At 58.3% G+C, this 24,511-nt stretch carries 23 protein-coding genes; 8 read left to right on the forward strand and 15 right to left on the reverse strand.

Annotated elements, in window-relative coordinates:
• Nucleotides 1–5: 5 nt before the first annotated feature.
• From ACUZ79_RS12510 to ACUZ79_RS12550, 9 genes are all read right to left on the reverse strand, one after another.
• Nucleotides 6–1,496 (reverse strand): sensor histidine kinase, encoded by a 1,491-nt coding sequence (locus ACUZ79_RS12510; RefSeq protein WP_449251789.1) that lies wholly within the window; start codon nt 1,494–1,496, stop codon nt 6–8.
• A gap of 263 nt (nt 1,497–1,759) precedes the next feature.
• Nucleotides 1,760–3,100: a glucose-6-phosphate isomerase gene (locus ACUZ79_RS12515; protein ID WP_449251790.1), complete on the reverse strand. Its 1,341-nt coding sequence runs from the start codon at nt 3,098–3,100 to the stop codon at nt 1,760–1,762.
• A 41-nt stretch (nt 3,101–3,141) separates the two neighbouring features.
• Entirely contained in the window at nt 3,142–3,528 is a 387-nt protein-coding gene (locus ACUZ79_RS12520; protein WP_449251791.1) for a hypothetical protein, read from the reverse strand.
• Complete coding sequence (locus ACUZ79_RS12525) at nt 3,528–4,040, reverse strand: YchJ family protein (protein ID WP_022658268.1); 513 nt, start codon at nt 4,038–4,040, stop codon at nt 3,528–3,530. The genes ACUZ79_RS12520 and ACUZ79_RS12525 overlap by 1 nt, the downstream gene beginning before the upstream one ends.
• 169 nt (nt 4,041–4,209) lie before the next feature.
• Entirely contained in the window at nt 4,210–5,115 is a 906-nt protein-coding gene (locus tag ACUZ79_RS12530; RefSeq protein WP_449251792.1) for a hypothetical protein, read from the reverse strand.
• 59 nt (nt 5,116–5,174) lie between these two features.
• Nucleotides 5,175–5,486 (reverse strand): hypothetical protein, encoded by a 312-nt coding sequence (locus tag ACUZ79_RS12535; protein WP_192112856.1) that lies wholly within the window; start codon nt 5,484–5,486, stop codon nt 5,175–5,177.
• Nucleotides 5,487–5,578: 92 nt separating this feature from the next.
• Nucleotides 5,579–6,175 (reverse strand): DUF4881 domain-containing protein, encoded by a 597-nt coding sequence (locus tag ACUZ79_RS12540; protein WP_240825129.1) that lies wholly within the window; start codon nt 6,173–6,175, stop codon nt 5,579–5,581.
• A gap of 13 nt (nt 6,176–6,188) precedes the next feature.
• Nucleotides 6,189–7,253: a sulfite exporter TauE/SafE family protein gene (locus ACUZ79_RS12545; RefSeq protein WP_449251793.1), complete on the reverse strand. Its 1,065-nt coding sequence runs from the start codon at nt 7,251–7,253 to the stop codon at nt 6,189–6,191.
• A gap of 17 nt (nt 7,254–7,270) precedes the next feature.
• A complete protein-coding gene (locus ACUZ79_RS12550) occupies nt 7,271–7,576 on the reverse strand; it encodes a DVU0150 family protein (protein ID WP_192112853.1) in 306 nt (101 codons plus the stop codon).
• Nucleotides 7,577–7,828: 252 nt separating this feature from the next.
• Between ACUZ79_RS12550 and ACUZ79_RS12555 the strand changes: the two genes are divergently transcribed.
• The 8 genes from ACUZ79_RS12555 (at nt 7,829) to ACUZ79_RS12590 (ending at nt 18,505) form a co-directional block, all read left to right on the forward strand.
• Nucleotides 7,829–10,540, forward strand: coding sequence for a sigma 54-interacting transcriptional regulator (locus ACUZ79_RS12555; protein WP_449251794.1), 2,712 nt, complete (start codon nt 7,829–7,831; stop codon nt 10,538–10,540).
• Nucleotides 10,541–10,618: 78 nt separating this feature from the next.
• Complete coding sequence (locus tag ACUZ79_RS12560; RefSeq protein ID WP_449251795.1) at nt 10,619–13,183, forward strand: PEP/pyruvate-binding domain-containing protein; 2,565 nt, start codon at nt 10,619–10,621, stop codon at nt 13,181–13,183.
• A 77-nt stretch (nt 13,184–13,260) separates the two neighbouring features.
• Entirely contained in the window at nt 13,261–14,520 is a 1,260-nt protein-coding gene (locus ACUZ79_RS12565) for an MFS transporter (RefSeq protein ID WP_449251796.1), read from the forward strand.
• Between the two features lie 156 nt (nt 14,521–14,676).
• A complete protein-coding gene (locus ACUZ79_RS12570) occupies nt 14,677–15,306 on the forward strand; it encodes a DUF2796 domain-containing protein (protein ID WP_449251797.1) in 630 nt (209 codons plus the stop codon).
• 5 nt (nt 15,307–15,311) lie between these two features.
• Entirely contained in the window at nt 15,312–16,100 is a 789-nt protein-coding gene (locus ACUZ79_RS12575; protein ID WP_449251798.1) for an ABC transporter ATP-binding protein, read from the forward strand.
• Nucleotides 16,097–17,368 (forward strand): ABC transporter permease, encoded by a 1,272-nt coding sequence (locus tag ACUZ79_RS12580; protein ID WP_449251799.1) that lies wholly within the window; start codon nt 16,097–16,099, stop codon nt 17,366–17,368. Before ACUZ79_RS12575 ends, ACUZ79_RS12580 begins: the two co-directional genes overlap by 4 nt.
• 14 nt (nt 17,369–17,382) lie before the next feature.
• Entirely contained in the window at nt 17,383–18,021 is a 639-nt protein-coding gene (locus tag ACUZ79_RS12585; protein WP_449251800.1) for a DUF3299 domain-containing protein, read from the forward strand.
• On the forward strand, nt 17,999–18,505 hold the full coding sequence (locus ACUZ79_RS12590; RefSeq protein ID WP_449251801.1) for a Fur family transcriptional regulator: 507 nt from the start codon (nt 17,999–18,001) through the stop codon (nt 18,503–18,505). The genes ACUZ79_RS12585 and ACUZ79_RS12590 overlap by 23 nt, the downstream gene beginning before the upstream one ends.
• Nucleotides 18,506–18,686: 181 nt before the next feature.
• Here the strand turns inward: ACUZ79_RS12590 and ACUZ79_RS12595 are convergent, their stop codons facing one another.
• Genes ACUZ79_RS12595 through ACUZ79_RS12620 form a run of 6 tightly spaced genes read right to left on the reverse strand, consistent with a single transcriptional unit; the run spans nt 18,687 to nt 24,027 of the window.
• Nucleotides 18,687–19,070, reverse strand: coding sequence for a 4Fe-4S binding protein (locus ACUZ79_RS12595; protein WP_240825140.1), 384 nt, complete (start codon nt 19,068–19,070; stop codon nt 18,687–18,689).
• Between the two features lie 3 nt (nt 19,071–19,073).
• On the reverse strand, nt 19,074–20,156 hold the full coding sequence (locus tag ACUZ79_RS12600) for a hydrogenase large subunit (RefSeq protein ID WP_215647835.1): 1,083 nt from the start codon (nt 20,154–20,156) through the stop codon (nt 19,074–19,076).
• Complete coding sequence (locus tag ACUZ79_RS12605) at nt 20,153–20,629, reverse strand: NADH-quinone oxidoreductase subunit C (RefSeq protein WP_022658253.1); 477 nt, start codon at nt 20,627–20,629, stop codon at nt 20,153–20,155. Before ACUZ79_RS12605 ends, ACUZ79_RS12600 begins: the two co-directional genes overlap by 4 nt.
• An 18-nt stretch (nt 20,630–20,647) precedes the next feature.
• Entirely contained in the window at nt 20,648–21,208 is a 561-nt protein-coding gene (locus ACUZ79_RS12610) for an NADH-quinone oxidoreductase subunit B family protein (protein ID WP_022658252.1), read from the reverse strand.
• Nucleotides 21,209–21,220: 12 nt separating this feature from the next.
• Nucleotides 21,221–22,072 carry a respiratory chain complex I subunit 1 family protein gene (locus tag ACUZ79_RS12615; RefSeq protein ID WP_192112842.1) on the reverse strand — a complete coding sequence of 284 codons (852 nt, stop codon included), beginning with the start codon at nt 22,070–22,072 and terminating at the stop codon, nt 21,221–21,223.
• Nucleotides 22,072–24,027, reverse strand: coding sequence for an NADH-quinone oxidoreductase subunit 5 family protein (locus ACUZ79_RS12620; RefSeq protein WP_449251802.1), 1,956 nt, complete (start codon nt 24,025–24,027; stop codon nt 22,072–22,074). Before ACUZ79_RS12620 ends, ACUZ79_RS12615 begins: the two co-directional genes overlap by 1 nt.
• Nucleotides 24,028–24,511 lie beyond the last annotated feature (484 nt).

Genomic DNA, 24,511 nt, shown 5'->3' on the forward strand with positions numbered 1-24,511 from the left:
GTATCCTATGCGCCAGTTTGGGCTCTGGGCAGCAGAACCCTCACCAGCGCCCCGCCCTCGGGGCCGTTTTCAAGCTTGATGACACCGCCGTGGCTTGAGATGATCGACTGCACAATGGGCAAACCAAGCCCTGTGCCGCCATCCTTGGTAGTAAAAAAGGGATCCAGCAGGTTAGGTAGCGTAGCGGGGTCAAAACCGGGGCCAGAATCAAGAAATTCAATGCAAACGTGGCCGTTGTCGTCAATGCGCCCATTTATGCGCACAACGCCCGGCCCATCCATCGCCTGCTGGCCGTTCACAAGGATATTGTAAAAAGCCCGGTACAGCAAATCCTTGTCGCCGGGTGTAAAAAGCCCACTCTCGCACTGCCGCTCAAGCGCCACGCCAAAGCGCCCCATCTCGCCTTCAAGAAAGGCCAGAACCTGATCCAGCACCACATTCACGTCCACAACGTCCTGCTTGGGCTGGCGGGGACGGGCGTAGTCCAGAAAGTCGTTGACTGTCTGCGAAAGGCGAACAGCCTCGTCATAAATGGCCCCAAGAATACGGCGTGTGCTGGCGTCGGCCTTGTCGGTACGGCGTTGCAGCAGCTCGGCGCTTGAACGGATGATACCCAGCGGATTGCGGATTTCGTGCGCGATGCTGGCCACCACCCTGCCCATGCTCACCAGCCGTTCATTGCTGTGCAACTGGTTTTCAAGAACCCGGTTCTTATACATGCGCGCCGCCAGCACCCGCTCCGACCGATGGATCAGCATGAGCAGCAGGCCAAACATGATCACAGACGAAAGCAGACACATGACAACAATGATGCCCTGAAACGTCAGCACCTGCTCATAGTCGCCCGTAATATCCTGCGTGAGCTCCAGCGCGCCCATGATGGGCGCTTCCTCCCCTGGGTGCAGGGGTTCGCCGCGCAGGGGATAAAGAATGCGCAGCACAAACGAGCCTTCCTGCAACGGCACACGGAAAGGAGCCTGCCAGCCCGGCATGGTCGAGATGATTTCCGACCTCGGCGCTCCGCCTCCCAGAATGTCGTCCAGATATGGCGGGGATAACCCGGCGCGGCCCAGATCTTCCTTCTTGGTGGAATATGCCACCAGACGCGAAAAATCATAAATACGCAGCCGCTCGACCGGCAAGCCGTGAATGACGGACTTCACCACCTGATCCAGCCTGTCATACTGTTCGGGCTGGCGCAGGGCGATACGCCCGTAGCCCAGCAAGGTGGGCAAGGCGAACCGGCGGAATATCTGGCTGTTGAGATTTTCCACAAGCTGCTGAGCAAAGTTCTCCTGCCGTGTGAGCAGGGTCTCGCGCGCAGAGTTGGAAATGAAGAAAGAAAGCCCCAGGCTGGTCAGCAAAATGACCACAAGCGAGAGCCAGGATAATGTGCGGGCGTAACTTGGCAACGCGCTATCCGCGTCAACGGTCTGGGCGCAGACATCCTCGCACTGGCGGATGCAGGCTTCGTTACGCTGCTTTTTTCTGAACATGACAATGCCTTTGCGCGCACGGCGGCTCCGGGCGGCGCGGCACTTCTGCCACCGCCGCCGGGGCGCAGGGAAAACGACCGCTACGCCCCGCCGCAAAGCCGCCGCTACGCGACAGGTTATAAAAACCCCAGGCATATCCGAAAGCCGCCGCCTGACGGCCACCGCCATTCCTGAAGCACATTTCGGCACACAGGCAAAGGGTTGCAACCAGCGCGGGATACCGTTTTTTTGCCCTTGGCAACGGTCCCGCGCCCTTCACTTGCTTAAAACTTCTGTTCCATTCTGGGTACGGCAAGGTATTCCGCCAGATCTGCTTCTTCCTGCGCATAGCCGCCAGCCCCAAGCCGCGCGTTGGCAAGGCGTTTGCCCAGCTCCACTGCGGGTTGATCCAGCGGATTGATGCCCATGAGCCAGCCCGTAAACAGGGTGGCCGCCTCAAGCAGCAGCATGAGCGAACCAGCGGCGCGGGGGCCTTTGTTGTGCATTTCCACATGCAGCAGGGGTACGCCGCTCTGGCACAGGGCCATACGGGTTCCCAGGGCCTCGGCTTCAAGCAGGCTGCCAAAGGGTTTGGCGCGCAGCCAGGCCCACTGATCCGGTACATCCATGCCGAAATTGGGCCCCTGTGCCTGGTCGCAGCTGGTCAGGAAAATGCAGCCCTTGTTACGCGGGCCGCTCAAAAACATCTGGTTGATGGAATGCTGATCCGTCACACCGGTCGCTGGCACAGGCTGGCTGCCCTGCCCGTCCTTGCCCAGGCTTTCGGCCCAAAGCTGGGCAAACCAGTCGCCGTAGGCGGCCCACTGCGGAATATAGCTGAAAAATATCAGTTGGCTGTAGCCCTTGTCTTCCAGAGCCTTGGCCCAGCAGGCCAAGGCGAACGAAGGATGCTCGGCCACGTGCTCCGGATTTTGCAGCAGGGGGCGTGCAACATCGGCTGCGCCGTCCAGCAGGGCCTGCCAGTCTATGCCCAAAAAGGCCGCAGGCAAAAGCCCCACCGCAGAGAGGGCCGAATAGCGCCCGCCAAGATAATCCGGCACTTCAAGGGCGGTCAGCCCATAGCGGTTTGCTTCTTCGCGCAGGTAGCCCTTGCGTTCGTCGGTGACAACGATCATCTGATCCTGCCAGCCCTCGCCCACGCTGGCCTTAAGCCAATCGCGCACAAGAAAATACTGCGAGATAGTCTCAATGGTGCCGCCAGATTTACTGATGCACACCACCACGGTTTCCGTGGGATTGAGCTTGCCGAGCAGGGCTTCAAAGCGCTCCGCGCAGACATTGTCCGCAATCCAGAGCCACGGGCCGCGATGCCCGGGGCCGTCCTGCCCCGGCGCAAAGGCCTGCTGCATGGCCCGCGCCCCAAGGGCAGAGCCGCCGATGCCCAGCACCAGCATATGCTTGTAGGCCTTGATGCGGGGAATCAGCGGGGCCATTTCCACTTCCAGCTTGGCGCGGAAGGGCATGGAAATAAAGGGCAGCTCGCCGGATGCCAGCTCGCGCTGAAGCCTCTGGGCCACTTCCGGCGCGCGCGCCTTCAGGGCCGCAGCAGAACCAGCGTCAAGGCGATGAGCATATGCTCTCGACCATTCGAGCAAATGAGGCATGGATACCTCCTGTGGTGTTGCGCCGCGTTCTTGGTGGCGCATTACAAAAGTCGCAAGGGTTTGGGAGCAAAAAAACGCCGCCGCACGGCCTTGTATGTCTGCGGACGCACGCCAAACCGGCAATGCCACAGGGCACAGGCATCGCGAGCCGCACAGGCGCGCACCTCCACCCTGTCGCCAGCACAGCCCATGCACTGCCTGCGAATGGCCCGCAAGGCCTGTCGCGCGGCTTGTTCCGCCGGGGCGGGGCATTCCTCGCCCGCCAGCGTGGCAAGCCGCCAGGCCCAAAGGGGGCACTCTTCATCAGCGCAGGCGCGAACCGCCTTGGCAGACGCGCCCTGACACTCCAGACAAAACTGCCGGATGGCTGTCAGAGAACCATTCTTGCCCCTGCCGGAATTTTTTGCGTGTTCGGCATCCGTGGTCATCAGGATTTGGAAGCCCCGCAGCATTTCTTGTATTTTTTGCCGCTGCCGCAGGGGCAGGGATCATTACGACCCACCTTGGGTTCCTGCCTGCGGTAAGCGTCAGGCCGCAGGGCCACGCCGTCCACATAATAAATCTTGTCGTCCTTGCGCTGAAAAAAGCTGCGCTCGCCCAACTGGCGGGGGATGCCCTCCAGTTCATAATAGGCATAAAATTCAACAACATCAAAAAGCTCGCCGTGTTCTCCGGCGGGAACATCGTTTTCTGTCGCGGCAATATCAAGACGCAGCCAGGTGATATCCCTGGTCTGCTCGGCCAGTTTGTCGGCGTCCACATTTTCCCGGTAGTCGGGATGCGTGGTTTCCACAAGCCACTGATGACGGCCAAGCACATAGGCCGAATACCGCGAACGCATGAGGCTTTCTGCGTTCTGGGGCCAGGACGCACCTTCAATATGGGGGCCGCAGCATTGGTCCAGAGACTGGCCGCTGCCGCAGGGGCAAAGTTGAGACATGAAAATTCCGCCTTGGTTTAAGCCCTCAGGGGGCATATGCAACACAATAAGCATAGCTTATGGCAAAGCAGGCGGCAAGAGCGGCAAGGCGGGATGAATGCGGCGGGCAAAAAAAAAGCGGCATGCACAGGTGACGCGCCAAGTGCATGCCGCAGGAGACCGAACGACCTTATCTGTCTGTGACCGGAGGAGAGAGCGGCCTTGGGGGCCGCAATTGGACAAGACAGCCAGGACGAACGGCGGTATTGGTCGCACCGACTTCTGCTGCCGGGCTTGTGATTGAGTCAAAATTCAGTTCAAGCGTACCGTTCTTTGCTTCTTGGGCGCGAGCGGTGCCAAGGGGCATGCCTTGCGCATCATAAACGGCGCAGGGCGTTCCCTTTGCGGGCGCGCGCAGGCCGTACAGCAGGCACCAGATGTGGCCGGATTGCCCTTGCGCGGCAGTGTCAGCATTCTGTTCCACGCGCACGATTTCTCCGCAGCCAAGTGTTGTCAGCTGGCGTATGTACTTGCTGCCAAGCCTGAACACCACAACCCCGCCCAGCAGGGCCAGACCGCAGCATCCCGCAGCCAGCACAAAGGGGTTATAGCCGGTAATGCGGCGCAAATACGAGGTGGACGCAGCCCGCATGGCAGTTTCATCGGCATGCACGACAACAGTATAGTGCTGCGTGGTGCTGGCAGCCGCCCCCCTGAAGGAAACCTTCAGGCCGTAACTGCCGGGTTCCGCCACGGCATCGGCGCGCACACTGCCTCGCCACATGCCGTTGCCAAACCAGTAGCCCGCAAAGAATCCTTCCAGATCATAAAAAAGGGCCGGATTTTCCGGGGCAAATTGCGCCTTGAGGTCGCTGTTGACGGGATTTTTGATGGTCAGCGGCCCGGATATGGACACGCTGCCGCCGGGCAGCAATTCGATCACATCCGCGCCAGACCTTGCAAGGCCTTGCAGGCCGTCAAGTATTCCCAGCAGGGCAAAACCCAGCAACAGGGCGCACAGAGCGCCCCAATAACGCTGCCGGGCACGGGTCTGGAGGCAGTTCTGCCAACCCTGGCTTTTGATGAATTCCCCCATAGGTTCCTTCCTGCCCGCCTGTGGTATGGTCATGACACACGACATGCTGCTGCTCCCGTTTATCGGCGATCAATGACGGGGCACATGGACGTTTCGGCCACGTGCCAGCTTACGAGCCGCTGTCCGAGGCGCGGCAGTTCCACAAGGCTCTGAAACTCGGCGGGATATACCTGGCGCACCTTTTTGGTAAGCCAGAAGGCCCCTGCCCACGTAGGCACCGTGATGCCAAAAAACCATGCGCAGAACACCAGTTCCGAGGCCCCAGAACTGTGGGCCGACTGATACATGCCCACAAAGATCGCGCCAACCATGACTGCGTTGGCCGCAACCCGGATTATGCTGGAATAGAGGGTCTGACGGTAACTGTTCATTGATGCTCTCCTGAGTGTGTTTGTCCACCCGAGGTGCGCCGGAGCGGGGCGAACCGCTCCGGCGCGCAGGGTGGGGGTAGGCACCCTGGGGTTTACTTCTTGAAGATGTTGGTCTTGGACACGTTCATGATACGCATGGACTGGGCCTTGTCGGCGTTGCGGTAGGCAATGCGCATTTCGTCGCCAGCGGTCCATACATAGGCCGGGTAATCCTGAGCTTCAGCAGGAATCTTGAAGGTGATCAAAGACTTCTGGCGTCCAGAGTACACGGTGACGGTCTGCTGATCCTTGTCGATAATGGGGAAGGTCTTGCCCTTGACCTTGGGATGGTCGGAGCCGACGTTCTTTTCCACATCGGTGAACTGCACGGCCAGCTCGCGCACGCTGTTGGTCTTCTGGTCATAGATAAGCACGGTGTTCTTGACCAGATCGATCATCAGGCGGCCACCCACGCTGGGGGTCGGGCCCATGTCTTTGGATTCCACAGGCAGCTTGAAGGTATGCGTGCCGCCGCTGTAGTGCGGGTTAAACTGATCGTGCGTCACGTCCACCACAATGGTGAGGGTTTTGGCTGTGGCATCAAAGGCCACGCAGCGTCCCTGTTCCACGCCTCCGTCGAAGTTGCAGCCGGTGAGCAGTGCAACAGAGAAGGCCATCGCCAGCATAAGCATCAGGTTACGAATCTTCATGGCGGGTCTCCTTCTAGTTGGCCGCGGGCTGGTTCTTCTTGGCGGCAATTTCCGCCTTGGCGCCCTGTACCATCTTGACGGTTATGTAAAGGGAGATAGCCGACACGAAGCCGAGCACGTCGATCGTAGCAGCCGGGCCAAGCAGCCAGCCCCATGCCGGGAATTCAGCTTCAACCAGCTTGCACACAACCGAGATGAGGCAGCCGATAACGGCCAGGCCGAACACGAAGCGGATGCCGTAACCCTTTACATACTTGGTGGCGACAACGCCGATCTGCGCGCCGATGGCCGCGCCGCACAGCATGATGAGAGCGGCAAGCAGTTCCACGCGGCCCTTGTATGCGTACGAAGCCGTGCCGTAGAGACCGGAGATAGCGACTTCAAAGAGGTCCGTACCCACCGCCAGATGGGTGGGGCAGCCGACAAGATACACCAGGGCGGGCATGCGGATAAGACCGCCGCCGATGCCGAGGATACCAGCCAGCCAGCCGGTGAAGAAGCTGACGAAGATGGGCAGCCATGCGGAGCAGGTGATGTTGGCCTGCTTGAAGTGGAACACAGGCGGAATCTTGATGGCGTGCAGGCGGGAGGCCCAGTCAACGCCAGTTGCCGCGTGATCAAGTTCCTTGTTCTGGGCCTTGGCTTCGCGTTCCTTTCTGCGGCGAGCGGCGATATCGTGAAATACAAGCCATGCCAGCAGCACAAGCAGGACAACGTACAACCAGCGCACAACCTTGTCGACGGAACCAAGGCGTTCCAGCCACATGACCATCTGCGCGCCAACTTCCACGCCCACGATGGTACCAACCAGCATGGTCAGGCCCAAGCCGTAGTCAACGTTGCCGAACTTGCCGTGCCGCATGGTGGAGATAAGCGATTTACCCGCCATCTGCGCCACGTCGGTACCAATGGCGAAGGCCATGGGGAAACCAAGAATGTTCAGACCTGGGGTAACCATCCAGGCGCCGCCCATGCCGAAAAAGCCGCCGATAATGCCAACGCCCAAACCAAGAATGACAAGGCCCGGCCAGAAAATGAACACGCCGGAAATGGGCATCAAAATATACAACCATTCCATAACTTGCCTCCTTCCGACTACTTTTCGGACAATTCGCGGTGCTTGAGGTCAATGCCGATGTGCGTCATGACGACATCCGCCAGCCAACCCAGTATGCAACCTGTAACCGGGATAATGGCCATAGTCAGAATGGCAAAAAAGAAGTGGCTTTCATTGTACATTTCAGCCCACCAGTACAGTATGCCGTCAAGCTTGCGCGTATCGGCGACCACCACAACGTTGGCAACCTTGCCGCCGCCAGCAGCCAGGGCCGCGCCGGGCAATGCCGCAACCAGCAGCGCGCAACCTGTAAGCCATGTCCAGAGCCTCTGCATCCTTTTCATAACTTCCTCCACATCAAAATGTGACATCTCCACTTCAACCACTTACCCATGTTGTGATGACTCCCGTCGGGGGCAGGCACCGCCTCGTTGCCTCGAATGTGAAAGTATTAGCAAAGGCTGTGCCATTGCATAATTATTGCCTGAAATTGCGCCTTTTTTTCTATTTTTGCGCGAAAAATCTTGTCACGTGGGGGAATGTTTTTTATACTCAGCTCCAAGATTGCGCTTTTTTGCACAAAACAGGGGAGCACCATGCGCTTACACAGAACACTTCCCCAAGGCAGCTCGCTGGAGTTCACGGCATTCTTTATGAATCGCAGCCTTGCAAGCCGTATGCTGATGCTGGGTTTGCCCCTGCTGGCGCTCGTGCTGCTGATTATTTTTACTGCCACGGGCAGCAGCATCGAGGCCATTCTTGATCGCGCAATTGCGCGCAATGCACAGCTTCAATCACAGGCAATGAGCCTTGCGCTGGAGCAGGCACTGGACGAAACGCGCAATCAGCTTCTTATTCTCGCCGCTGGTTCCATGGATCAAAAAGACATGGCCAACCGGCTCAAATTCCGCGCCAAGGCCGGTGGCTTGCGATACAGGGAACTGGCTTTTGAGGGTCTGGCACCAGACAACCGCTATCTGCTTGTCAACACGGGCGGGGATATCATCAATGTTCCCATGCGGCAGGCACTTGCCAGCCCCACCGGTCCCTTCCACTCCATTGCCTCGGAACACCGTACCGGGCACGTCAGCGTTGCCCAGCCCGTTGAAGTGACCTACTCCATGGTGCCGGTTAAGGGCAGCAACCAGAATATCACCTTGTATGTGCTGCGCTTTTCCACTCCGGTTCATGATGCGGAAGGCACGTTTGTCGGCTACCTGATGCTTTCTCTGGATCTGAGGGAGCTGCGGGATATCCTGTCCACGTACTCCGGCCCCAATGCCCCCATTGCCGCATCAGGCGATGAGGGGCGCGTGCGTACACTTTTTTTTGACCGCGATGGCTGGATGCTCTTTCAGTCCGAAGCTCCGGATGCTGGTCTGGCTCAGCGCAGCCTGGGCACAGATGCAGTACGCGCAGGCTTTCTTGGTGATTTTGGCAGGCCGGGATTTAACACCGCATTCCGGCCTGGCCCTGAGCACATCAATTATTGGAGCATGGTATCCGATGTGCAGGAGGGCAAGTCAGGCCAGCTTCCCCTTTCTGAAAACAGCTCTCTGTGGAGCAGCAGCCAGATGAGGGTGGAGAGGGTCAGTTATGTCCCTGTAACCTTCAGCCCTGCTTCGCAGGAAACAATAATATTGGGCGGTTTGGCGGTATTGGACTCCAGCTTTACCACCACACGCACCGGCGTACAGCTCATGGGCATCTATGTTGGGGCCTTTGTTGGCGGCATGCTGCTTTTGGGTCTGAGCCTTTGGTGGCTGGCGCGGCAGACGGGCAGATCGCTCAACGCCGTAACAGCGGAGCTTGAACGCTGCAACGCCGAAGGGACCGACAAGAATATAGATATGCCCCAACTGCCGCGAGAACTGGAACAACTCAAGGCTGGCATCAACACCCTGCTTGAGCGCTTGCGCTTTGCCGCCGAGGCGCGCCGCCTGCGCGCCGCTGAGGATGATGCCCAGCAGCAGCGCGAGCCAGTGGAAGATCTGCCGCATCCCGAAGACCTGCCAGTCAACAGCCTTATTGGCACATCGCCAGCCATGCTTGCCCTGTGCGACAATGTTCGCAAGGCTTCGCAGGTGATGGCCGATGTGCTGGTTGTGGGCGAAACCGGCACAGGCAAGGAGCTGGTTTCCGAGGCCATCCACAGGCTCAGTGCTCGGGCCGCAGGGCCGTTCATTACCATCAATTGCGGCGCGCTGGACGAAAATCTGCTCATGGATACCCTTTTCGGGCATGTGAAAGGCGCATTCACCGAGGCACGCGCGCCGCGCAAGGGGGCTTTTCTGACGGCGCAGGGCGGTACCCTCATGCTGGACGAAGTGGGCAATGCGGCCCCAAAGGTGCAGCAGGCCCTGCTGCGGGCGCTCTCCACCAGGCGAATCCGGCCGCTTGGCAGCGATGAAGACGTGCCTTTTGACACGCGCATCATTGCCGCGACCAATGCTTCCCTTTTAGATGATTCGCAGAAGGGTTCTTTCCGCGAAGATTTGTACTACCGGCTGGCCGTCATCACCATCAACACGCCGCCGCTGCGGGAGCGCAAGACGGACATTCCCTCGCTGGCGGTCTATTTTCTCTCGGAAGCTCTCAAGGCCAAGGCCAGGCTGAAGGCAGAAGGCGGGGCGCAGCCCGCTGGCGCGCTGACGGGCATGACCGCTGCCATGCCGCAGGTCAGCAAAGGAGCAATGGCCAAACTGATGGACTACGACTGGCCCGGCAATGTGCGCGAATTGAAAAACACCCTCACCCGGGCCCTGACATTCTGCGAAGGTGGCATTTTACTTGCAGAAGATATTCAGCTTGGCGCGACTACCCAACCGCAAAACGACGCCATTCCGGCAGGCCAGAGCGATACTACGACAGCTCCGGCGCAGGAATCGCGCAAGCCGCAGGAGGATCCTTGCGAGCAGGGATTCTGCGCAACACCCCCTGCCGAAGATCCTGCATCGGCAGAAGGTTTGCCCGGCTGGCTGGTTAGCCCTGCGGCCGCAGATATTCCCGTGCAGGCCGCAGTGGGCGACCTTGCCCCTCAGCCGCAAAACGAGGCCTCTGCGCAACTGGATACCCTGCTGCGCGGCAAGGACGCTGCAGACAAGCTCAACCGGCGCGTCATGGAGGTCTGGCCGACCATCGCGGCCTCGGGCAGCATCAGCAGGCAGGAATATCAGGCCCTTGCCGGAAAAAATATTTCCATGCGCACGGCCCAGTACGACCTGCAACTGCTTGTGCAGCTGGGCCTTGTGCGCAAGGACGGACGCGGCCCTGCGCAAAGGTATATTGTGATCGGGCAGGGACGCTAACAAGCGACATTTACGCATCAGGCATTCAGCATCGTCAGTTTCAGGGCATGACGAAAATCTGCGATCAAGGATATCCGTATGGCCTCTCTGCTGAAAAAACTGTTTGGCATTGCCCCCCGTGTTGGCCGCGAGGCGGCCATGGACGCCTTCAACAAACGCTATGCCTCATTCAAGGAGCTGCTCCAGGCCAATGCTGATCTGGCCGGGGTAATGGCGGGGCTGGACGCCACACTGCGCGGCGACAAGCACATGGAAACCAGCGAAGTGCGCAAGCAGGCCCGCCGGGCCATATTCCACTGCGAGCGCATGGCCTCGACCCTGAGCGAAATGTCGGGCCAGTGCGACATCTCCCTGGGCAGCGCCGTACATTCCATTGCCGCACGCATTGAACACGAGCTGGATCAGCACACACGCGGCGACGTGCCGCAGTTTACCCTGCCCCTCTCAGAGGTTGACGCCAGCATGGCTTACAGTGTCGGCGGCAAAAACGCCAACCTTGGCGAACTGCGCAACATGCTTGATATGCCAGTGCCACGCGGATTTTCCATCACTATCCGGGCTTGCAGCTATTTTTTGCTGCGCACACCGGGTTTGTTCAAAAACCTCTTCCGGCTGCTGAAATCCATTGACCCGGAAAAACCCGCGCGGATTGCAGAAATTTCCCAGAGCATTGAGCGGCTTGTGCAGGAGGCCCCCATCCCTACAGAAGTTGAGCAGGCTCTTTTTGCAGAATGGGACGCGGCTTTCGGCAAAAACGCAGATGTGGTTGTGGCCCTGCGCTCAAGCGCCATTGCCGAGGACGGCGTGCAATCCTTCGCCGGTCAGTACCGCAGTATCCTTGGCGTTACCCGCCAGGATCTTTTGTCCGCCTTCAAAAAGGTGGTTGCCAGCCTGTTTTCGCCCCGCGCCCTGACCTATCGCGCCGAGCACGGTTACGATCTGGACGCCACGGGCATGGGGCTGTGCTGTGTTGAAATGGTGCGGGCCAAGGCCGCTGGCGTGGCTTTTTCCCGCCATCCGGTAGACCTGCGCTCCAACGCCACTGTTATCAACGGCCTGTGGGGTCTGGGCGAAATGGTCGTGGACGGATCGGGAACCCCCGACCAGTGGCTTGTTTCCCGCGCCACAAAAAAGATCACCATGGCCACCATTGCCCACAAAACAGTGCGGCTGCGCCTTGTGCGCACCAAGACCGGCCTTGTGGAAAGCTCGCTCGAATCCGTGCCCGATCCCCTGCGCGATGTTCCCTGCCTCAGCGATGATCAGGTGCGCAAACTGGCAGAAATGGTCATGGAACTGGAGCGGCACTACCAGTATCCGCAGGATATGGAATGGGCCGTGGACGAAGACGACCAGATTATTTTGCTGCAAACCCGCCCCATGGGGTTGGACAGCGCCTCCGAGGAACATTCTGCCCCGGCCCTGCGGCACCTGCGCCCCCTGCTTTCAGGCGGCGATATTGCCGCGCGGGGCGTTGGTTGCGGCCCTGTTGTCCATGTGGGCGAAGGGGAAGACATGACACACTTCCCCGAAGGGGCGGTCATGCTGCTTGCCCACTCCTCGCCCAACGCCATGGCGGCCATGCGCCGCGCCTCTGCCATTATTGCCGAAACAGGCAGTCTTACCGGTCACATGGCTTCCATTTGCCGGGAATTTGGCGTGCCTACCATCATGAACCTTCCGGGCGCCAACAGCATCCTGGCCGAAGAGCAGATCATCACTGTTGATGCGCTCACCGGCAGAATTTTTGACGGAGAAGTGCAGGAACTGCTGACCCTGCGGCTGGTGAAACCCCAGACCAGACCCAGCAGCCCGGCCCTGGTGCTATTGCGGCGCATCTCTCCCTATATTCTGCCACTGCATCTGGTGGATCCGCGCGCGGATACCTTCACGCCCCGTCATTGCACATCGCTGCACGACATCATGCGCTATGTGCACGAATTGAGCTATTCCCAGATGTTCCAGATATCCGATAGGGTTACGGATCACTGCGCGGGCGTTGCCAGCAAGCTTGTCTGCACGGTGCCGCTTGATCTGCACGTGATTGATCTGGGCGGCGGGCTGCGCAATCCTGAGTCTCGCCAGGTAACACCCAATGATGTGCTGAGCGTGCCTTTCAAGTGCGTGCTTGACGGCATGCTCAATCCGGCGGTGCAGGCTCGTGGCCCACGGCCTGTAAATATGCGCGGTTTTCTTTCAGTCATGGGGCAGACCGCCATTGGCTGCAATGAGGAGGGCTGTTCACGCTTTGGCCAGCGCAGCTACGCCATAGTTTCTGACCGCTATCTCAATTTTTCGTCCCGCGTGGGCTATCACTACGCCATTCTTGACTGCTGGTGCGGCGAAACCCTGAGCAAGAACTACATCCGTTTTGAATTTGCCGGGGGTGCCGCTGCCAATGCCCAGCGCGAAAGACGCGTGCAGTGCATAGGCCTGATCCTCAAAGAGCTGGGCTTTACCGTCGAGATAACGGGTGATAGACTGCGGGCACGTTACCAGAAATACCCCAGGCATGAGCTGTGCGCGCGTCTGGATCAACTGGGACGACTCCTGATAATGACCCGTCAGATGGACATGCTTATGGTGGACGATGCAGCAGTGCAATCCTACGCCACCAAGTTCCTGAATGGCGAATATCATTAGCCGCACACCCTTTGCGGGGGTGGGCCCGGCCCCGCACGGCGGCCTGAGCCAACGCGGCACAACACGATTGAGGCCCCATGCCGCCCCTAGCCGCATCGTCTGCGCAAACCCCGGAAGGCACTGCCTTCCCTGATCCGCCGCAGACGTTATTAAGCCGTGATTTTGTTCTGCTGTTCTGCATGACCATGTGCTGCAACAGCTTTGTGGCCGTTTTTTACTGCTTTGAGCAATGGCTCGAAGCCCTCTCTGTCAGCCCCAACTGGCGGGGAGTGCTGCTCTCTTCCATGTTTGTCATGGTTCTGATTTTCAGGCAGGTGGCAAGCGTGGTTCTGTTGCGCCGTGGCAAACTCCTGCCCATGGCCACCGCCATCATCATTTCAAGCGGCGTCATGCTGGCCTACCCTTATGTGGGCGGCTCCCATATTATTGAGCTGATTCTGCTGTTGCGGGTGGTACAGGGCATTGCCCTTGCTTTTTTCTCCTGCTGCACGGTGTCCGTGCTGGTGAGTTGCATACCCAAGGGCCAAAGCGCGCGCGGTTTTGCCATCTTTTCGCTCACCCTGCTGCTGCCCTATTCCATCATTCCGGCAGTAGGGGAACAGATACTTGCCCTGCTCGGGGGCGAACCTCACCTCTTTGCCTTCACGGCTCTGCTGGGCATTCCCTCCCTGCTTATGCTGGTGCCGCTGGCGCCACGCCTGCGCAAGCCAGAAATGGCCCAGGAGGCAGAAGGCGGTATGTCTGGTCGGGAATTATGGCATGCGGTGAGTCATTCCGGCCTTTTTTTTGTGTATATGGCCTGCATGACATTCAGCATCATGACAGTGCTGGCCATCTTTTTCATGAAGGGTTTGTGCTCCATCACCGGCGCGCACCCGGCGTGGTTTTTCAGCACCTATACGCTCACTATCATTCTTGTGCGTCTGGTGGGCAGCAACAGGCTTGATACGCTGCCGCGCCACAGAATTACCATTTTGTGCAGCGTTCTGTTGGTCTGCTGCATGCTGGGGCTGGCCTGGGGGCCGCTGTGGGCTTTCATTCCCCTCACCTTCCTGTACGGGTTGGGCCTGGGGCTGCTCTATCCCCTGCTGGCGGCCATGGTCTATGACCGCTCCACACCCACTACACGCTCCATCAACTCCAATGTAATGATGGCAACCTTCGATTCCAGTGGTATTTTTGCCCCTATAATCGGAGGATTGGTTATGTACGAGGGCTTCGGTTACCGGGGTGTTTTTGTGGCCACGGCTGTTTCCATCGGCCTGTGCGGCCTTTCCATGGTGGCTGACAAGCTGCGCGTTGCCCATTGGCAACGGCAGGGCCGCCACATAGCTTAGCCTCCAGTCTCTGCAAACGCATGGCAAGAATCCGGTCAACAGCAGCCCTGCGATGGCGAGAGAAAGTGTTGCCTTTGACAAAAATGCAATAATATATCATTTCAGTTTCTGACTCAAAAAACGCTGGCATCCTGATCCAGAAACATGGGAGAAATGATGAAAAAACTAATTTTATTGGCGGCCTGCTCGGTCTTGCTCACAGCCGCCCCCGCGCTTGCGCATGGCCCGCACGAACACGGCGCGGCCCGCCTGGACGTGGCTGTGGAAGGCAATCTTGTAGAAATCAGCCTCGAAAGTCCCCTTGCAAACGCCCTGCCCTTTGAACACGCTCCACGCGATGCAGCCCAGCGTCAGGCAGTACAGAATATGGCGGCAACCCTGCATAAGGCGGAAAATATTTTTGTTTTTCCCGCCGCTGCCCAGTGCCGCATCAAGAAGGTAAAACTGGAATCCGAAGCCCTGCCCGAGGCCCTGCTGGGAGCAAATACCACCGCGCAGCCGGAAAAAACGCAAACATCACAGCAGAACGCGTCTACCGCACCTGCTGTTGAACCCAAGCCGCATGCAGACCATGACGAAGATACCGGGCACGATGAACACGGCGGGCATGCAGATCTGGACGCGTCTTTTACTTTTGAATGCGCGCAGCCCGAAGCCCTGCACGGCGTGGACGTGCGTCTTTTTTCCGCATGGCCAGCCCTGCATGAACTGCGCGTTCAGATAGTCAGCCCCACTGGGCAGCACGCCGCCGAGCTGAACGAACAAGCCCACACCCTCAAGTGGTAAATCCCATGAATTCCGTTACGCCAACAGCGCCGCAAGCGCCTTGCAGCATGAATGCGGGCGAACAGGCAGTTCTGCTTGAAAACTGCACCTTTTGCTGGCCCGGCCAAAAGGAAGAAACCCTGCGTATCCCCCTGTTCCGCGTGGGCAAAGGGGAGACGGTCTTTCTTTCCGGCCCCAGCGGCGGGGGCAAAAGCACCCTGCTCAGCCTTATTTCGGGAATACTGCAACCAGCTTCCGGCAGTGTATGCGTCAACGGAATTCGTGTGGACACCTTGCCAAGATTCGCCAGAGATTCCTTTCGCGGCGGCACCATCGGCCTGATATTTCAGCAGTTTAATCTTGTTCCGCATCTCTCCATGCTGGATAATGTGCTGCTGCCCTGCCGCTTTTCGCCCATACGCGCCGCACGTGCGACGGAAAAGGATGGAAGCCCGGAGCAATCCGCGCAACGCCTGCTTGAACGCCTTGGCCTTGGGCAGGAACTGTGGCGCAAAAGCGTAACCCGTCTTTCTGTGGGGCAACAGCAGCGGGTTGCCGCTGCCCGCGCCCTTGTAGGCTCGCCCCCGCTGGTCATGGCTGACGAACCCACCTCTGCGCTGGATGCGGAACGGCGGGCAGATTTTCTGCGCCTGCTGCTACGCGAAAGCGCCGAAGCCGGGTCAAGCCTGCTGTTTGTCAGCCATGACCTGTCTCTGGCAAAATTTTTTGAACGTCGTGTCAGGCTGGCTGAGATTAACCGGGCCGATGCCAGCAGGGCAGACAAAGGGATAATTCCACAGGGAGAAACCGCATGAGCCGCTGGCGTTTTTTGTTGGGGCTTGCCTGGTCTAGCGCCTGGAACCGCCGGGGAACCCTGAGCCTTGTGGTGTTTTCCATAGCGCTTTCCACCACCTTGCTGCTCGGTATGGAGCGAGTGCGTACTCAGGTGCGCGATAATTTTATTCAGGCAGTTTCCGGCACGGATATGGTGGTGGGAGCACGCGGCAGCGAGTTGCAACTGCTGCTCTATGCCGTGTTTCACATGGGCAAAGCCACCAACAATATGGGGTGGGACAGCGCCCAGCGCGTTGCCCAGCGCAAGGACGTGGCCTGGACGATTCCCCTTTCGCTCGGCGATTCGCACAAGGGATTTGCCGTAGTGGGCACTACGGACGATTTTTTTACCCAGTACCAATATAGCAGGCGCATGCATCTGCAATTTGCCCAGGGCGCACCCTTTGACGGCATCTTTGATGTTGTGCTGGGGGCAGATGTTGCCAGCAAAGAACACTACAAGCTTGGCGACAGGCTGGTGCTCAGCCACGGCTCGGGCAGCGCCCACCTTACCCAGCATACGGACAAGCCCTTTACTGTGTGCGGCATTCTTGCGCCCACAGGTACCCCTGTGGACAGGGCTTTGTACATCAGCCTTGCCGCTATGGAGGCCATCCATATCGACTGGCAGGGCGGCGCGCCTACGCCGGGTTTTCATGTACGCCCAGATCAGGTAAGCAAGTTCAGCCTCACGCCCAAGAGCATTACAGCGGTGCTGGTTGGCCTGAAAAACCGCGCCCGCGTTTTTGCTGCGCAAAGGGAAATCAACGCCGACCAGCAGGAGGCCCTCATGGCCGTTATGCCCGGGGTGGCGCTGGATCAGTTGTGGAGCCTGCTGCGCTCGGGCGAAAATGCCTTGCGCGTCCTTTCCTGGCTGGTAACGGTGGCTGGCCTCGCTGGCCTCGTGGCCGCCATTCTGGCAGGGCTGGGTGAACGGCGGCGCGAGCTGGCTGTGCTGCGCGCGGCAGGGGCCAGCCCTCTGGATATTGTGGCCCTGCTGTCTTTTGAAGGCACGCTGCTGGTCCTCACGGGCGCCCTGGCGGGTGCTGCCGCTCTGGCCGCCCTGCTTGCAGTGTTTGGCCCGGTGCTGGCTTCGGGTTATGGACTGAATCTCACGCTCACGCAGCCCACAACCGCCGAATGGCGTTTGCTCGGCGGGATTGTAGCTGCTGGTTTCTTTGCCGGGCTTATCCCGGCATGGCGCGCCTACCGCATGAGTCTGGCTGACGGCCTCAACGCCTCTGCATAATAAAGGAACCTGCCATGAAAACAGCCTCGTCCACAGGGCGCATCCTCTGTATGCTGGCAGCCTTGCTGTGCGGCTGGCACAGCGCAACCGCCCTTGCCCTGACTGACGATTACGAGCGGCAAAAAATCGAACACTGGCAGCCCTCACGCGAAGATGCGGAAACCGCCGCTGCCGCGAAAAAGAGCGGAAAATACTCCGAAATCACCTGGGACAAGCTGATTCCGCCATCATGGAATCCCGCAAAAGTTTTCGACAAATTCAATTTTGACAAGTTCAGCGATGACGACCCCAGAGCGGACAAGGCCCTGAAAGAATTTCAGGCCATGTGGAGCAACGCGCCCGCCAACAAGGCCTTGGGCGGCAAGCTGGTACGCATAGCCGGATTTGTGGCTCCCCTTGATTTTCTGGGTGGCGATGAACTGGCCGAATTTCTGCTGGTTCCCTATTTCGGCGCGTGCATTCACGTGCCGCCGCCCCCGGCCAACCAGATCATCTACGTCACACTGGACAAACCACGCGGCATACAGATGATGGACACCGTGTGGGTTTATGGAAAGCTTGAAATCGAAAAAACAGAAAGCGACATCGGCGATGCGGGATACCGCATCAAGGCTGAGGCGGTGGAACCCTATGTGGAAGACGAAAACAACTGATCAGGCTGAACCCGCCTGTTGTCAGAAGGACACGCCATCGTGCCCCACAAACAACCCCTGCGCGGCGTCCAACCTGCGGCTCACGCCCCTGCGGCGCATGGTGCTTGCCTATCTGCAACAGGCCAAGGAACCCGTCAAGGCCTATGACATTCTTGATGCCCTGCGCGGCCGATCCTCCAAGGCCCTCACGCCTGCAAGCGTCTACAGAACGCTTGAATTTCTGCTCAGTCAGGGTCTTGTGCACAAAATCGGCTCACTCAATGCCTTTGTGGCCTGCGCGCAAGCCTGCCAGGAGCCACATGCGCCCGTATTCATGCTGGTATGCCCCGGTTGCCGCAAGAGCCGGGAGGTGGACAATCCCGCGCTGTATCAGACCATCTTTTCCACCATGCAGCAGCAGGGCTTTCAGCTTCAGGGCGACACCGTGGAACTGACAGGCATCTGCCCCCAGTGCGCAGAAATGGACGCGCATGCTGGCGCGTAACGGGTTGGAGTGCCCCCCGCACACGCAAAAGGCGGCGCGGATCTCCATCGCAGGAAAAACGCGCCACCTTGCCCCGCCCGGCAAATAGACGGGGTGAGAGTGCTGGTAAAATCAACAAGAGCGGAAACAAGAAACCAGTGAGTCATAAAGCGAAGGGCCTTTGCAGGCCCTTCGCTTTTATTTATTTTTCCGTGTCTTCCCCACCCTTGGCCTCGGCCTTGGCTTTTTTGACGCGCGGGGTTCCGGTGCGGTGCACGACAAACTTGCTGATGGAAGGTTTGCGATGCACTGGTTCCTGATGCAGGCATTTTGTGGGGCACTTTTCCACACACGCGGAGCAATACACGCACAGGAAGGGATCATAATTCCACTTTCCGGCTTTTGCATCCACGGTAATGGCATCGGTTGGGCATACTCTCGCGCAGGAATTACAGAATATGCACTTTTCAACCTCGTTGGTGATCACGCCACGATAGGCGGGGAAGGGTTCGCGCTCTTCCAGAGGATACAGCCGCGTGGCTGGCTTGCCCGAAAGATTGCGCAGCACGTTTGGGAGCATATACATGGGCTACCTCTCTGTGCAGGAGATGCACGGGTCGATACTCAGCACGATAACCGGCACGTCGGGCAGTTTGCAGCCCGGCAGCATGTGCAGCAGGGGCGGCACGTTGGCAAAGGTGGGCGTACGCACGCGCATACGCTCCAGATTCTTGGTGCCGTTGGCCCGTATGTAATAGAACAGCTCGCCACGGGGCTGCTCCACACGAAAGACCGATTCACCCTCGGGGTTGCCGGTGACTTTTACGGTCAGCTCGCTTTCGGGCAGGCGGTTCAAGGCTTCGCGGATAAGCTCTATGGAGTGCAGCACTTCATAGAAGCGTACCTTGGAGCGGGCGTAGCAGTCGCCGTCATTCTCAACCACGGGAATGAAGTTGAGATCCTTGTAAGCGGCGTAGCCGTGCATGCGCTCATCGATTTCCCAGCCGCTGCCGCGCAGGGTGGGGCCGGCAGCGCCAAGCAGGCGGGCATCGTCCTTGCTCAGGTAGCCGATGCCGCGCGTGCGTTCCTGCACGGTGTAGTCGTCAAGCATGGTGCGGGTAAGCTCGCGCATACCCTTTTCCAGCTCATCCAGACGACCATGCATCCAGCGGATCTGATCGGGGCTGAGGTCGCGGCGCACACCGCCAACCACGTTGACCGAAAGGATAACGCGGTTACCCGCCGTGGCTTCGCAGATGTCCATGACATGCTCGCGGATGCGCCAGAACTGCTGGAACACGCTTTCAAAGCCAAACGAGTCGGCAAACAGGCCGAGCCACAGCATGTGGGAGTGTATCCGGTGCAGTTCTGACCAGATAACCCGCAAAAACTGCGCACGCGGCGGCGCTGTAATGCCCATCATGTCTTCAATGGCGTTGCAGTAACAGTTGGCATGGATGCACGAGCAGATGCCGCAGATGCGCTCGACCACAAAGACCATCTGATTGTAGTCCTTGAGCCGCACGAGGCTTTCAAGCCCGCGATGCACAAAACCAAGCTGGGGCACGGCCCCGACCACGGTTTCATCTTCCACCACAAACTTGATGTGCAGCGGTTCGGGCAGTACGGGATGCTGCGGCCCGAAAGGAATCACGGTTGTGCGGTTGCTCATGCCTTCTCTCCTTTGGCCGTGTCATCCTTGGCGGCCTCGGCCTTGGCGGCGGGCCGCCGGACCGTGGTCATGGTAAAGTACGGCGCGTGGGTGACTTCGCCCTCCAGATACATGGCCCCCTGGTAATCCAGAGGCAGATCAGCAAAATGCACCCCGAACTGATCCTGCGTTTCGTTCTCGACGAGCACGGCGCAGAAATATACGGGCGTGATGCTGGGGATGGCGTCGTTCTTGTTCACATCCATGCGCAGATGCACCATGCCCTTGGCGTCAGTGGGTTCCCACACGCACAGCTCGGCGTTGTGGCGCAGGTCGGACATGGTGAGGTTTACGTCAAAGTGATAGAAAAGCCGCAGCGTGTTTTCGTCCATGACGGTCTGCGACATGGTCACAAAACGGTATTTGGCGTTGGCAAGCTGCTGCACTTCTGAAAGCAGCGTTTGCGGCGTCACTTCCTTGGCTTCAAAAAACATGGCTCTATCCTTTCCGGGTTAACCCGCGTTTTGCTGTGGCTTGTCGGGGGCTTCTTCCGGCGCGGACTCCGCCTGCGGCGTCATGTCGGGAGTGCCGTCCTCATCGCCCGGCATAAAGGTGGGCACAGGCTCTGGGCCAAGGCCCATCTTGGCCTTGAGCACGCCAAGGGCCTGCACCACGCCGTCAATGATGGCCTCGGGTTTGGGCGGGCAGCCGGGCACGAACACATCAACAGGAATGATGTTGTACGCTCCGTTCAGCACATTATAGGTATCCTTGAACACGCCCCCGGAAAGGTTGCAGGCTCCGATGGAAACCACGGCCTTGGGCGAAGGCATCTGTTCGTATATCTGCTTGAGCACATGCTGGTTGCGGTGGTTGACCGTGCCTGTAACCAGCAGCACGTCGGCATGCTTTGGGTTGCCCGCGTTGACCACCCCGAAACGTTCTACGTCATACATGGGCGTCAGACAGGCCAGCACCTCGATGTCGCAGCCGTTGCAGGAACCGCAGTCAAAATGAACTATCCACGGAGACTTCAGGCGGCTCCGCTTGATCATATTGTCGACGAAACCCATATTCCGGCCTCCTTACGCCACGTACAGCCATAAAAGATTAACCAGGGCCAGGCCCATGCCGAGCAGCAGAGACTTCTTCTGCACCATCCACTGCCACGTCAGACGGGCGGTGATGTTGTCGATAAGAATTTCCGTGAACAGCGACGCGCCCACAAGAACGGCCATTCCCACAAAGCTGGTGTGCCAGAACATGGCGCACAGCCCAAGAATAAGCACAAGGTCAAACCAGTGGGCAATTTCAATCAGCGCAAGGTACGGGCCGGAATACTCGGTCTGCACGCCTCGCACCAGTTCCTGATGGCCGTGATGGCAGGCCGCGATATCAAAGGGCGACTTGCGCAGTTTGATTGTCAGGGCGTAACCCAGCGCCAGAAACAGCAGAGGCATCTTGAGCAGCAGCGGCTGCTCGAGCTGGAATACTGCGGCAATGGAGAACGAACCTGTGCACATGGCAAAGCCAACGAACACCAGAATCAGAATAGGCTCATAGGCCAGCATGAGCAACAGCTCGCGCTGCGCGCCCACGTTACTGTAAGGTGAAGGCACGCATACCGCGCCAACCACCTGAAACACCGCGCCCACTGTGAGCACGAAGAACAGCAGCAGCAAATCCCCGCCCATGAAGAAAATCAGCAGGGCAAGCGCCGATGAAATCAGCGTGATATACGCGCTGAACACCAGCCAGGCATTGGTAACCTGGGGCTGTTTGCCCAGCAGTTTCAAGATGTCGTAAAATGGCTGGAGCAGTGGAGGGCCAAGGCGCGACTGAAGGCGTGCCGTGATCCGGCGATCCAGACCGGTAAGCAGGCCGCCCACCAGGGGCGACAGGATCAACCCGCCGATAGCGCTGAAGATGGTGAGCATTACAGCAGACCTCCTACCAGAACGACCAGGAATGCAATGGAAATCATGTCGATGGCCCGCGTGATCTTGCTCTCGCCGAAATACTGGCAAAGATAGAAGTTGGCCACGCGCACGGGTTCAAAGACATTCATGGGGCCCTTGAAGCCGACCACGCCGTCCTTTTCTGCCGCCAGGCCCGAAAAATAGGGCTGCGCATGGGCAGACTCTGGTGTTCTGCGGGCTTCCCGCCATGCGAACCACACCCCCAGACCAAGCAGAATGAACAACAGGTAAATCCACACATATCCTTCAGCGCTGGTCAGGGTTGCGCCGGGGATAAAGCCTTCAATCTGCAGGTTGAAGCGCGCGTAGACGCCCGAAACCGAAGGCTCCACAAAGGTCTTCAGCACCAGGGGCGAAATGAATGAAAACACCACGGCAAGCCCGCACAGCGAACGCAGCGCAAACATGACCGAGGGCTTGGGATTACCGTGAGCAGCGTGCTCGTGCATCTTGGAAGACGACACCAGCACACCTGCCCAGCGCGCCCAGAAGAGCACGGTAAAGGCCGAGCCAAGCGCCACAAAGAAAACGATGGGCGTCATGGCCTGCGTGGCGCGGGCAATGGCTTCTATAGCCATCCACTTGCCGATGAGCATGCCAAAGGGCGGCAACATCATGGTGAAGATGCCGATCACGGTGATAATGGCCGTCCGGGGCATTATGCCGTAGAGGCCGCGCATGTCTTCGATATCGCGCGAACCGATACGCTGTTCAATGGCGCCGACGCACATGAACAACAGGCCCTTGGATACGGAGTGGTAAATGATGATGGTCGTTGCCGCCATCATGGATGCAGCGGTATTGATGCCCACACAGGCGATGATAAGCCCAAGGTTGGCGATTGTGGAATACGCCAGAACCTTTTTTGCATTACTTTGGCTGACCGCAAGGATACATGTGGCCACAAAGGTAAATGCGCCAAACAGGGCCACGATGGTGGACATGGTGGTTCCCGCAAAGGCCGGAGCCATGCGCAACAGCAGGTAGGTGCCCGCCTTGACCATGGTAGCCGAGTGCAGCAGGGCCGAAACTGGCGTTGGCGCAACCATTGCGCCGCACAGCCAACTCTCGAAAGGAACCTGCGCCGACTTTGTAAAGGCCGCCAGACAGAAGAAAGCAAAGGGCAAAAGAATGGCCGTGTTCTTTACGTCCATTGAGGTCATCTTTTGCAGCACGAGCTCGGTCGAAAGCGTTCCAAGGCTTTTCTGAATAAACAGCATGGCCGAAACAAAGGCCAGCCCGCCCAGAACGTTCATCCACAAGGCGCGTTGGGCATTTGCCTTGGCCTCGTCTGTCTGGTCATGCCCTATGAGCATGAAGGAACACAGCGTTGTGATTTCCCAGAACAGGAACATCCATGAAAGGTTGTTGCAGAGCACCAGGCCGTTCATGGCGCCGAGGAAGCAGAAAATAATGGCAAAAAATCTGGGCTGGCGCGAAACACGCAGATGGAGATGCTCTTCGTGCAGATCCATGTAGCCCATGCCGTAAATGGTAATAAGCCCGCCAACCACGCTGATGATGATCACCATGATAAGCGACAGGCCGTCTGCCACAAAGGCAGTGATGGGCACTTCATGCCCGGGAAGAACGAATTTAAGGTATAACAGACCAATCAGTTGCAGCAGGGTCATGCCCATAATCAGGCGGCTGCCCAGCTTCCAACCTATGCCAAGAATGTAAACCAGCAACAGCAAGTCCAGCACGCTGAACACAGAGTCGGCAGACAGACCCAATATGGTGTCTATCTCAAGCCGAAAAGCGCCGTTGGCTCCCAGGATCACGGCTGCCACCGCCATGACTGTGACCGCTGCAGACACTATCAACTTGCGAGCGCTGCTGCTTTGCGTGAAATACAGCACAAGCGCCATAATAAACGGCAGTGCTACACAACAAAAAACAAGTGTACTCATCTTCTTTGCCCCACTACATTGCGAGTTGTGAAAAACTTCACTCTTGATAACTTCCTCACAACATAAAAAAACAGACTCCCTCCTTACATTCTTTCATCACACCATTTTTACTAGAGTTAATCTATGTACATTTTTGCGTCAACATATTTGATTAATTTGCCTACATTGATTGTTCAAAGAACAATTCATAGTAGATTACTCGCTTTTTTAACATTCTGATTTCTGGCCCAATTGCCAAAGAGCCAAACGGGCGTGTCCTTCCGCGCACACGGGTGATTTCTAGAAAACGCAGACAAAACCTGACCAGATTGCTTTTCAGAACAACTGCCGGAAACAACAGATGGTCGCACAGGCCGTGCCCCGCCCCCCAGAAAAAAACACAAGCGCCCCTGCGGCGCAGCCATGCGAAAAACATGGCCTTGTGCTGCAAGGGCGCTTGCCGCCAGCCGTAAGGGCTGACTCAAACAACTGCACTCTCCCCCGG

The sequence above is a fragment of the Desulfovibrio faecalis genome (genome assembly GCF_053570625.1).

What these genes read in the sequence shown, in the direction of transcription:
- ACUZ79_RS12610 (WP_022658252.1), bottom strand. Translation starts at nt 21,208, where the DNA reads ATGGGTTTCGTCGACAATATGATCAAGCGGAGCCGCCTGAAGTCTCCG.
- ACUZ79_RS12570 (WP_449251797.1), top strand. Translation starts at nt 14,677, where the DNA reads ATGAAAAAACTAATTTTATTGGCGGCCTGCTCGGTCTTGCTCACAGCC.
- ACUZ79_RS12540 (WP_240825129.1), bottom strand. Translation starts at nt 6,175, where the DNA reads ATGAAGATTCGTAACCTGATGCTTATGCTGGCGATGGCCTTCTCTGTT.
- ACUZ79_RS12600 (WP_215647835.1), bottom strand. Translation starts at nt 20,156, where the DNA reads ATGAGCAACCGCACAACCGTGATTCCTTTCGGGCCGCAGCATCCCGTA.
- ACUZ79_RS12575 (WP_449251798.1), top strand. Translation starts at nt 15,312, where the DNA reads ATGAATTCCGTTACGCCAACAGCGCCGCAAGCGCCTTGCAGCATGAAT.
- ACUZ79_RS12550 (WP_192112853.1), bottom strand. Translation starts at nt 7,576, where the DNA reads ATGAAAAGGATGCAGAGGCTCTGGACATGGCTTACAGGTTGCGCGCTG.
- ACUZ79_RS12590 (WP_449251801.1), top strand. Translation starts at nt 17,999, where the DNA reads ATGTGGAAGACGAAAACAACTGATCAGGCTGAACCCGCCTGTTGTCAG.
- ACUZ79_RS12535 (WP_192112856.1), bottom strand. Translation starts at nt 5,486, where the DNA reads ATGAACAGTTACCGTCAGACCCTCTATTCCAGCATAATCCGGGTTGCG.
- ACUZ79_RS12580 (WP_449251799.1), top strand. Translation starts at nt 16,097, where the DNA reads ATGAGCCGCTGGCGTTTTTTGTTGGGGCTTGCCTGGTCTAGCGCCTGG.
- ACUZ79_RS12615 (WP_192112842.1), bottom strand. Translation starts at nt 22,072, where the DNA reads ATGCTCACCATCTTCAGCGCTATCGGCGGGTTGATCCTGTCGCCCCTG.
- ACUZ79_RS12525 (WP_022658268.1), bottom strand. Translation starts at nt 4,040, where the DNA reads ATGTCTCAACTTTGCCCCTGCGGCAGCGGCCAGTCTCTGGACCAATGC.
- ACUZ79_RS12585 (WP_449251800.1), top strand. Translation starts at nt 17,383, where the DNA reads ATGAAAACAGCCTCGTCCACAGGGCGCATCCTCTGTATGCTGGCAGCC.
- ACUZ79_RS12605 (WP_022658253.1), bottom strand. Translation starts at nt 20,629, where the DNA reads ATGTTTTTTGAAGCCAAGGAAGTGACGCCGCAAACGCTGCTTTCAGAA.
- ACUZ79_RS12515 (WP_449251790.1), bottom strand. Translation starts at nt 3,100, where the DNA reads ATGCCTCATTTGCTCGAATGGTCGAGAGCATATGCTCATCGCCTTGAC.
- ACUZ79_RS12510 (WP_449251789.1), bottom strand. Translation starts at nt 1,496, where the DNA reads ATGTTCAGAAAAAAGCAGCGTAACGAAGCCTGCATCCGCCAGTGCGAG.
- ACUZ79_RS12560 (WP_449251795.1), top strand. Translation starts at nt 10,619, where the DNA reads ATGGCCTCTCTGCTGAAAAAACTGTTTGGCATTGCCCCCCGTGTTGGC.
- ACUZ79_RS12545 (WP_449251793.1), bottom strand. Translation starts at nt 7,253, where the DNA reads ATGGAATGGTTGTATATTTTGATGCCCATTTCCGGCGTGTTCATTTTC.
- ACUZ79_RS12620 (WP_449251802.1), bottom strand. Translation starts at nt 24,027, where the DNA reads ATGAGTACACTTGTTTTTTGTTGTGTAGCACTGCCGTTTATTATGGCG.
- ACUZ79_RS12595 (WP_240825140.1), bottom strand. Translation starts at nt 19,070, where the DNA reads ATGTATATGCTCCCAAACGTGCTGCGCAATCTTTCGGGCAAGCCAGCC.
- ACUZ79_RS12520 (WP_449251791.1), bottom strand. Translation starts at nt 3,528, where the DNA reads ATGACCACGGATGCCGAACACGCAAAAAATTCCGGCAGGGGCAAGAAT.
- ACUZ79_RS12565 (WP_449251796.1), top strand. Translation starts at nt 13,261, where the DNA reads ATGCCGCCCCTAGCCGCATCGTCTGCGCAAACCCCGGAAGGCACTGCC.
- ACUZ79_RS12555 (WP_449251794.1), top strand. Translation starts at nt 7,829, where the DNA reads ATGCGCTTACACAGAACACTTCCCCAAGGCAGCTCGCTGGAGTTCACG.
- ACUZ79_RS12530 (WP_449251792.1), bottom strand. Translation starts at nt 5,115, where the DNA reads ATGGGGGAATTCATCAAAAGCCAGGGTTGGCAGAACTGCCTCCAGACC.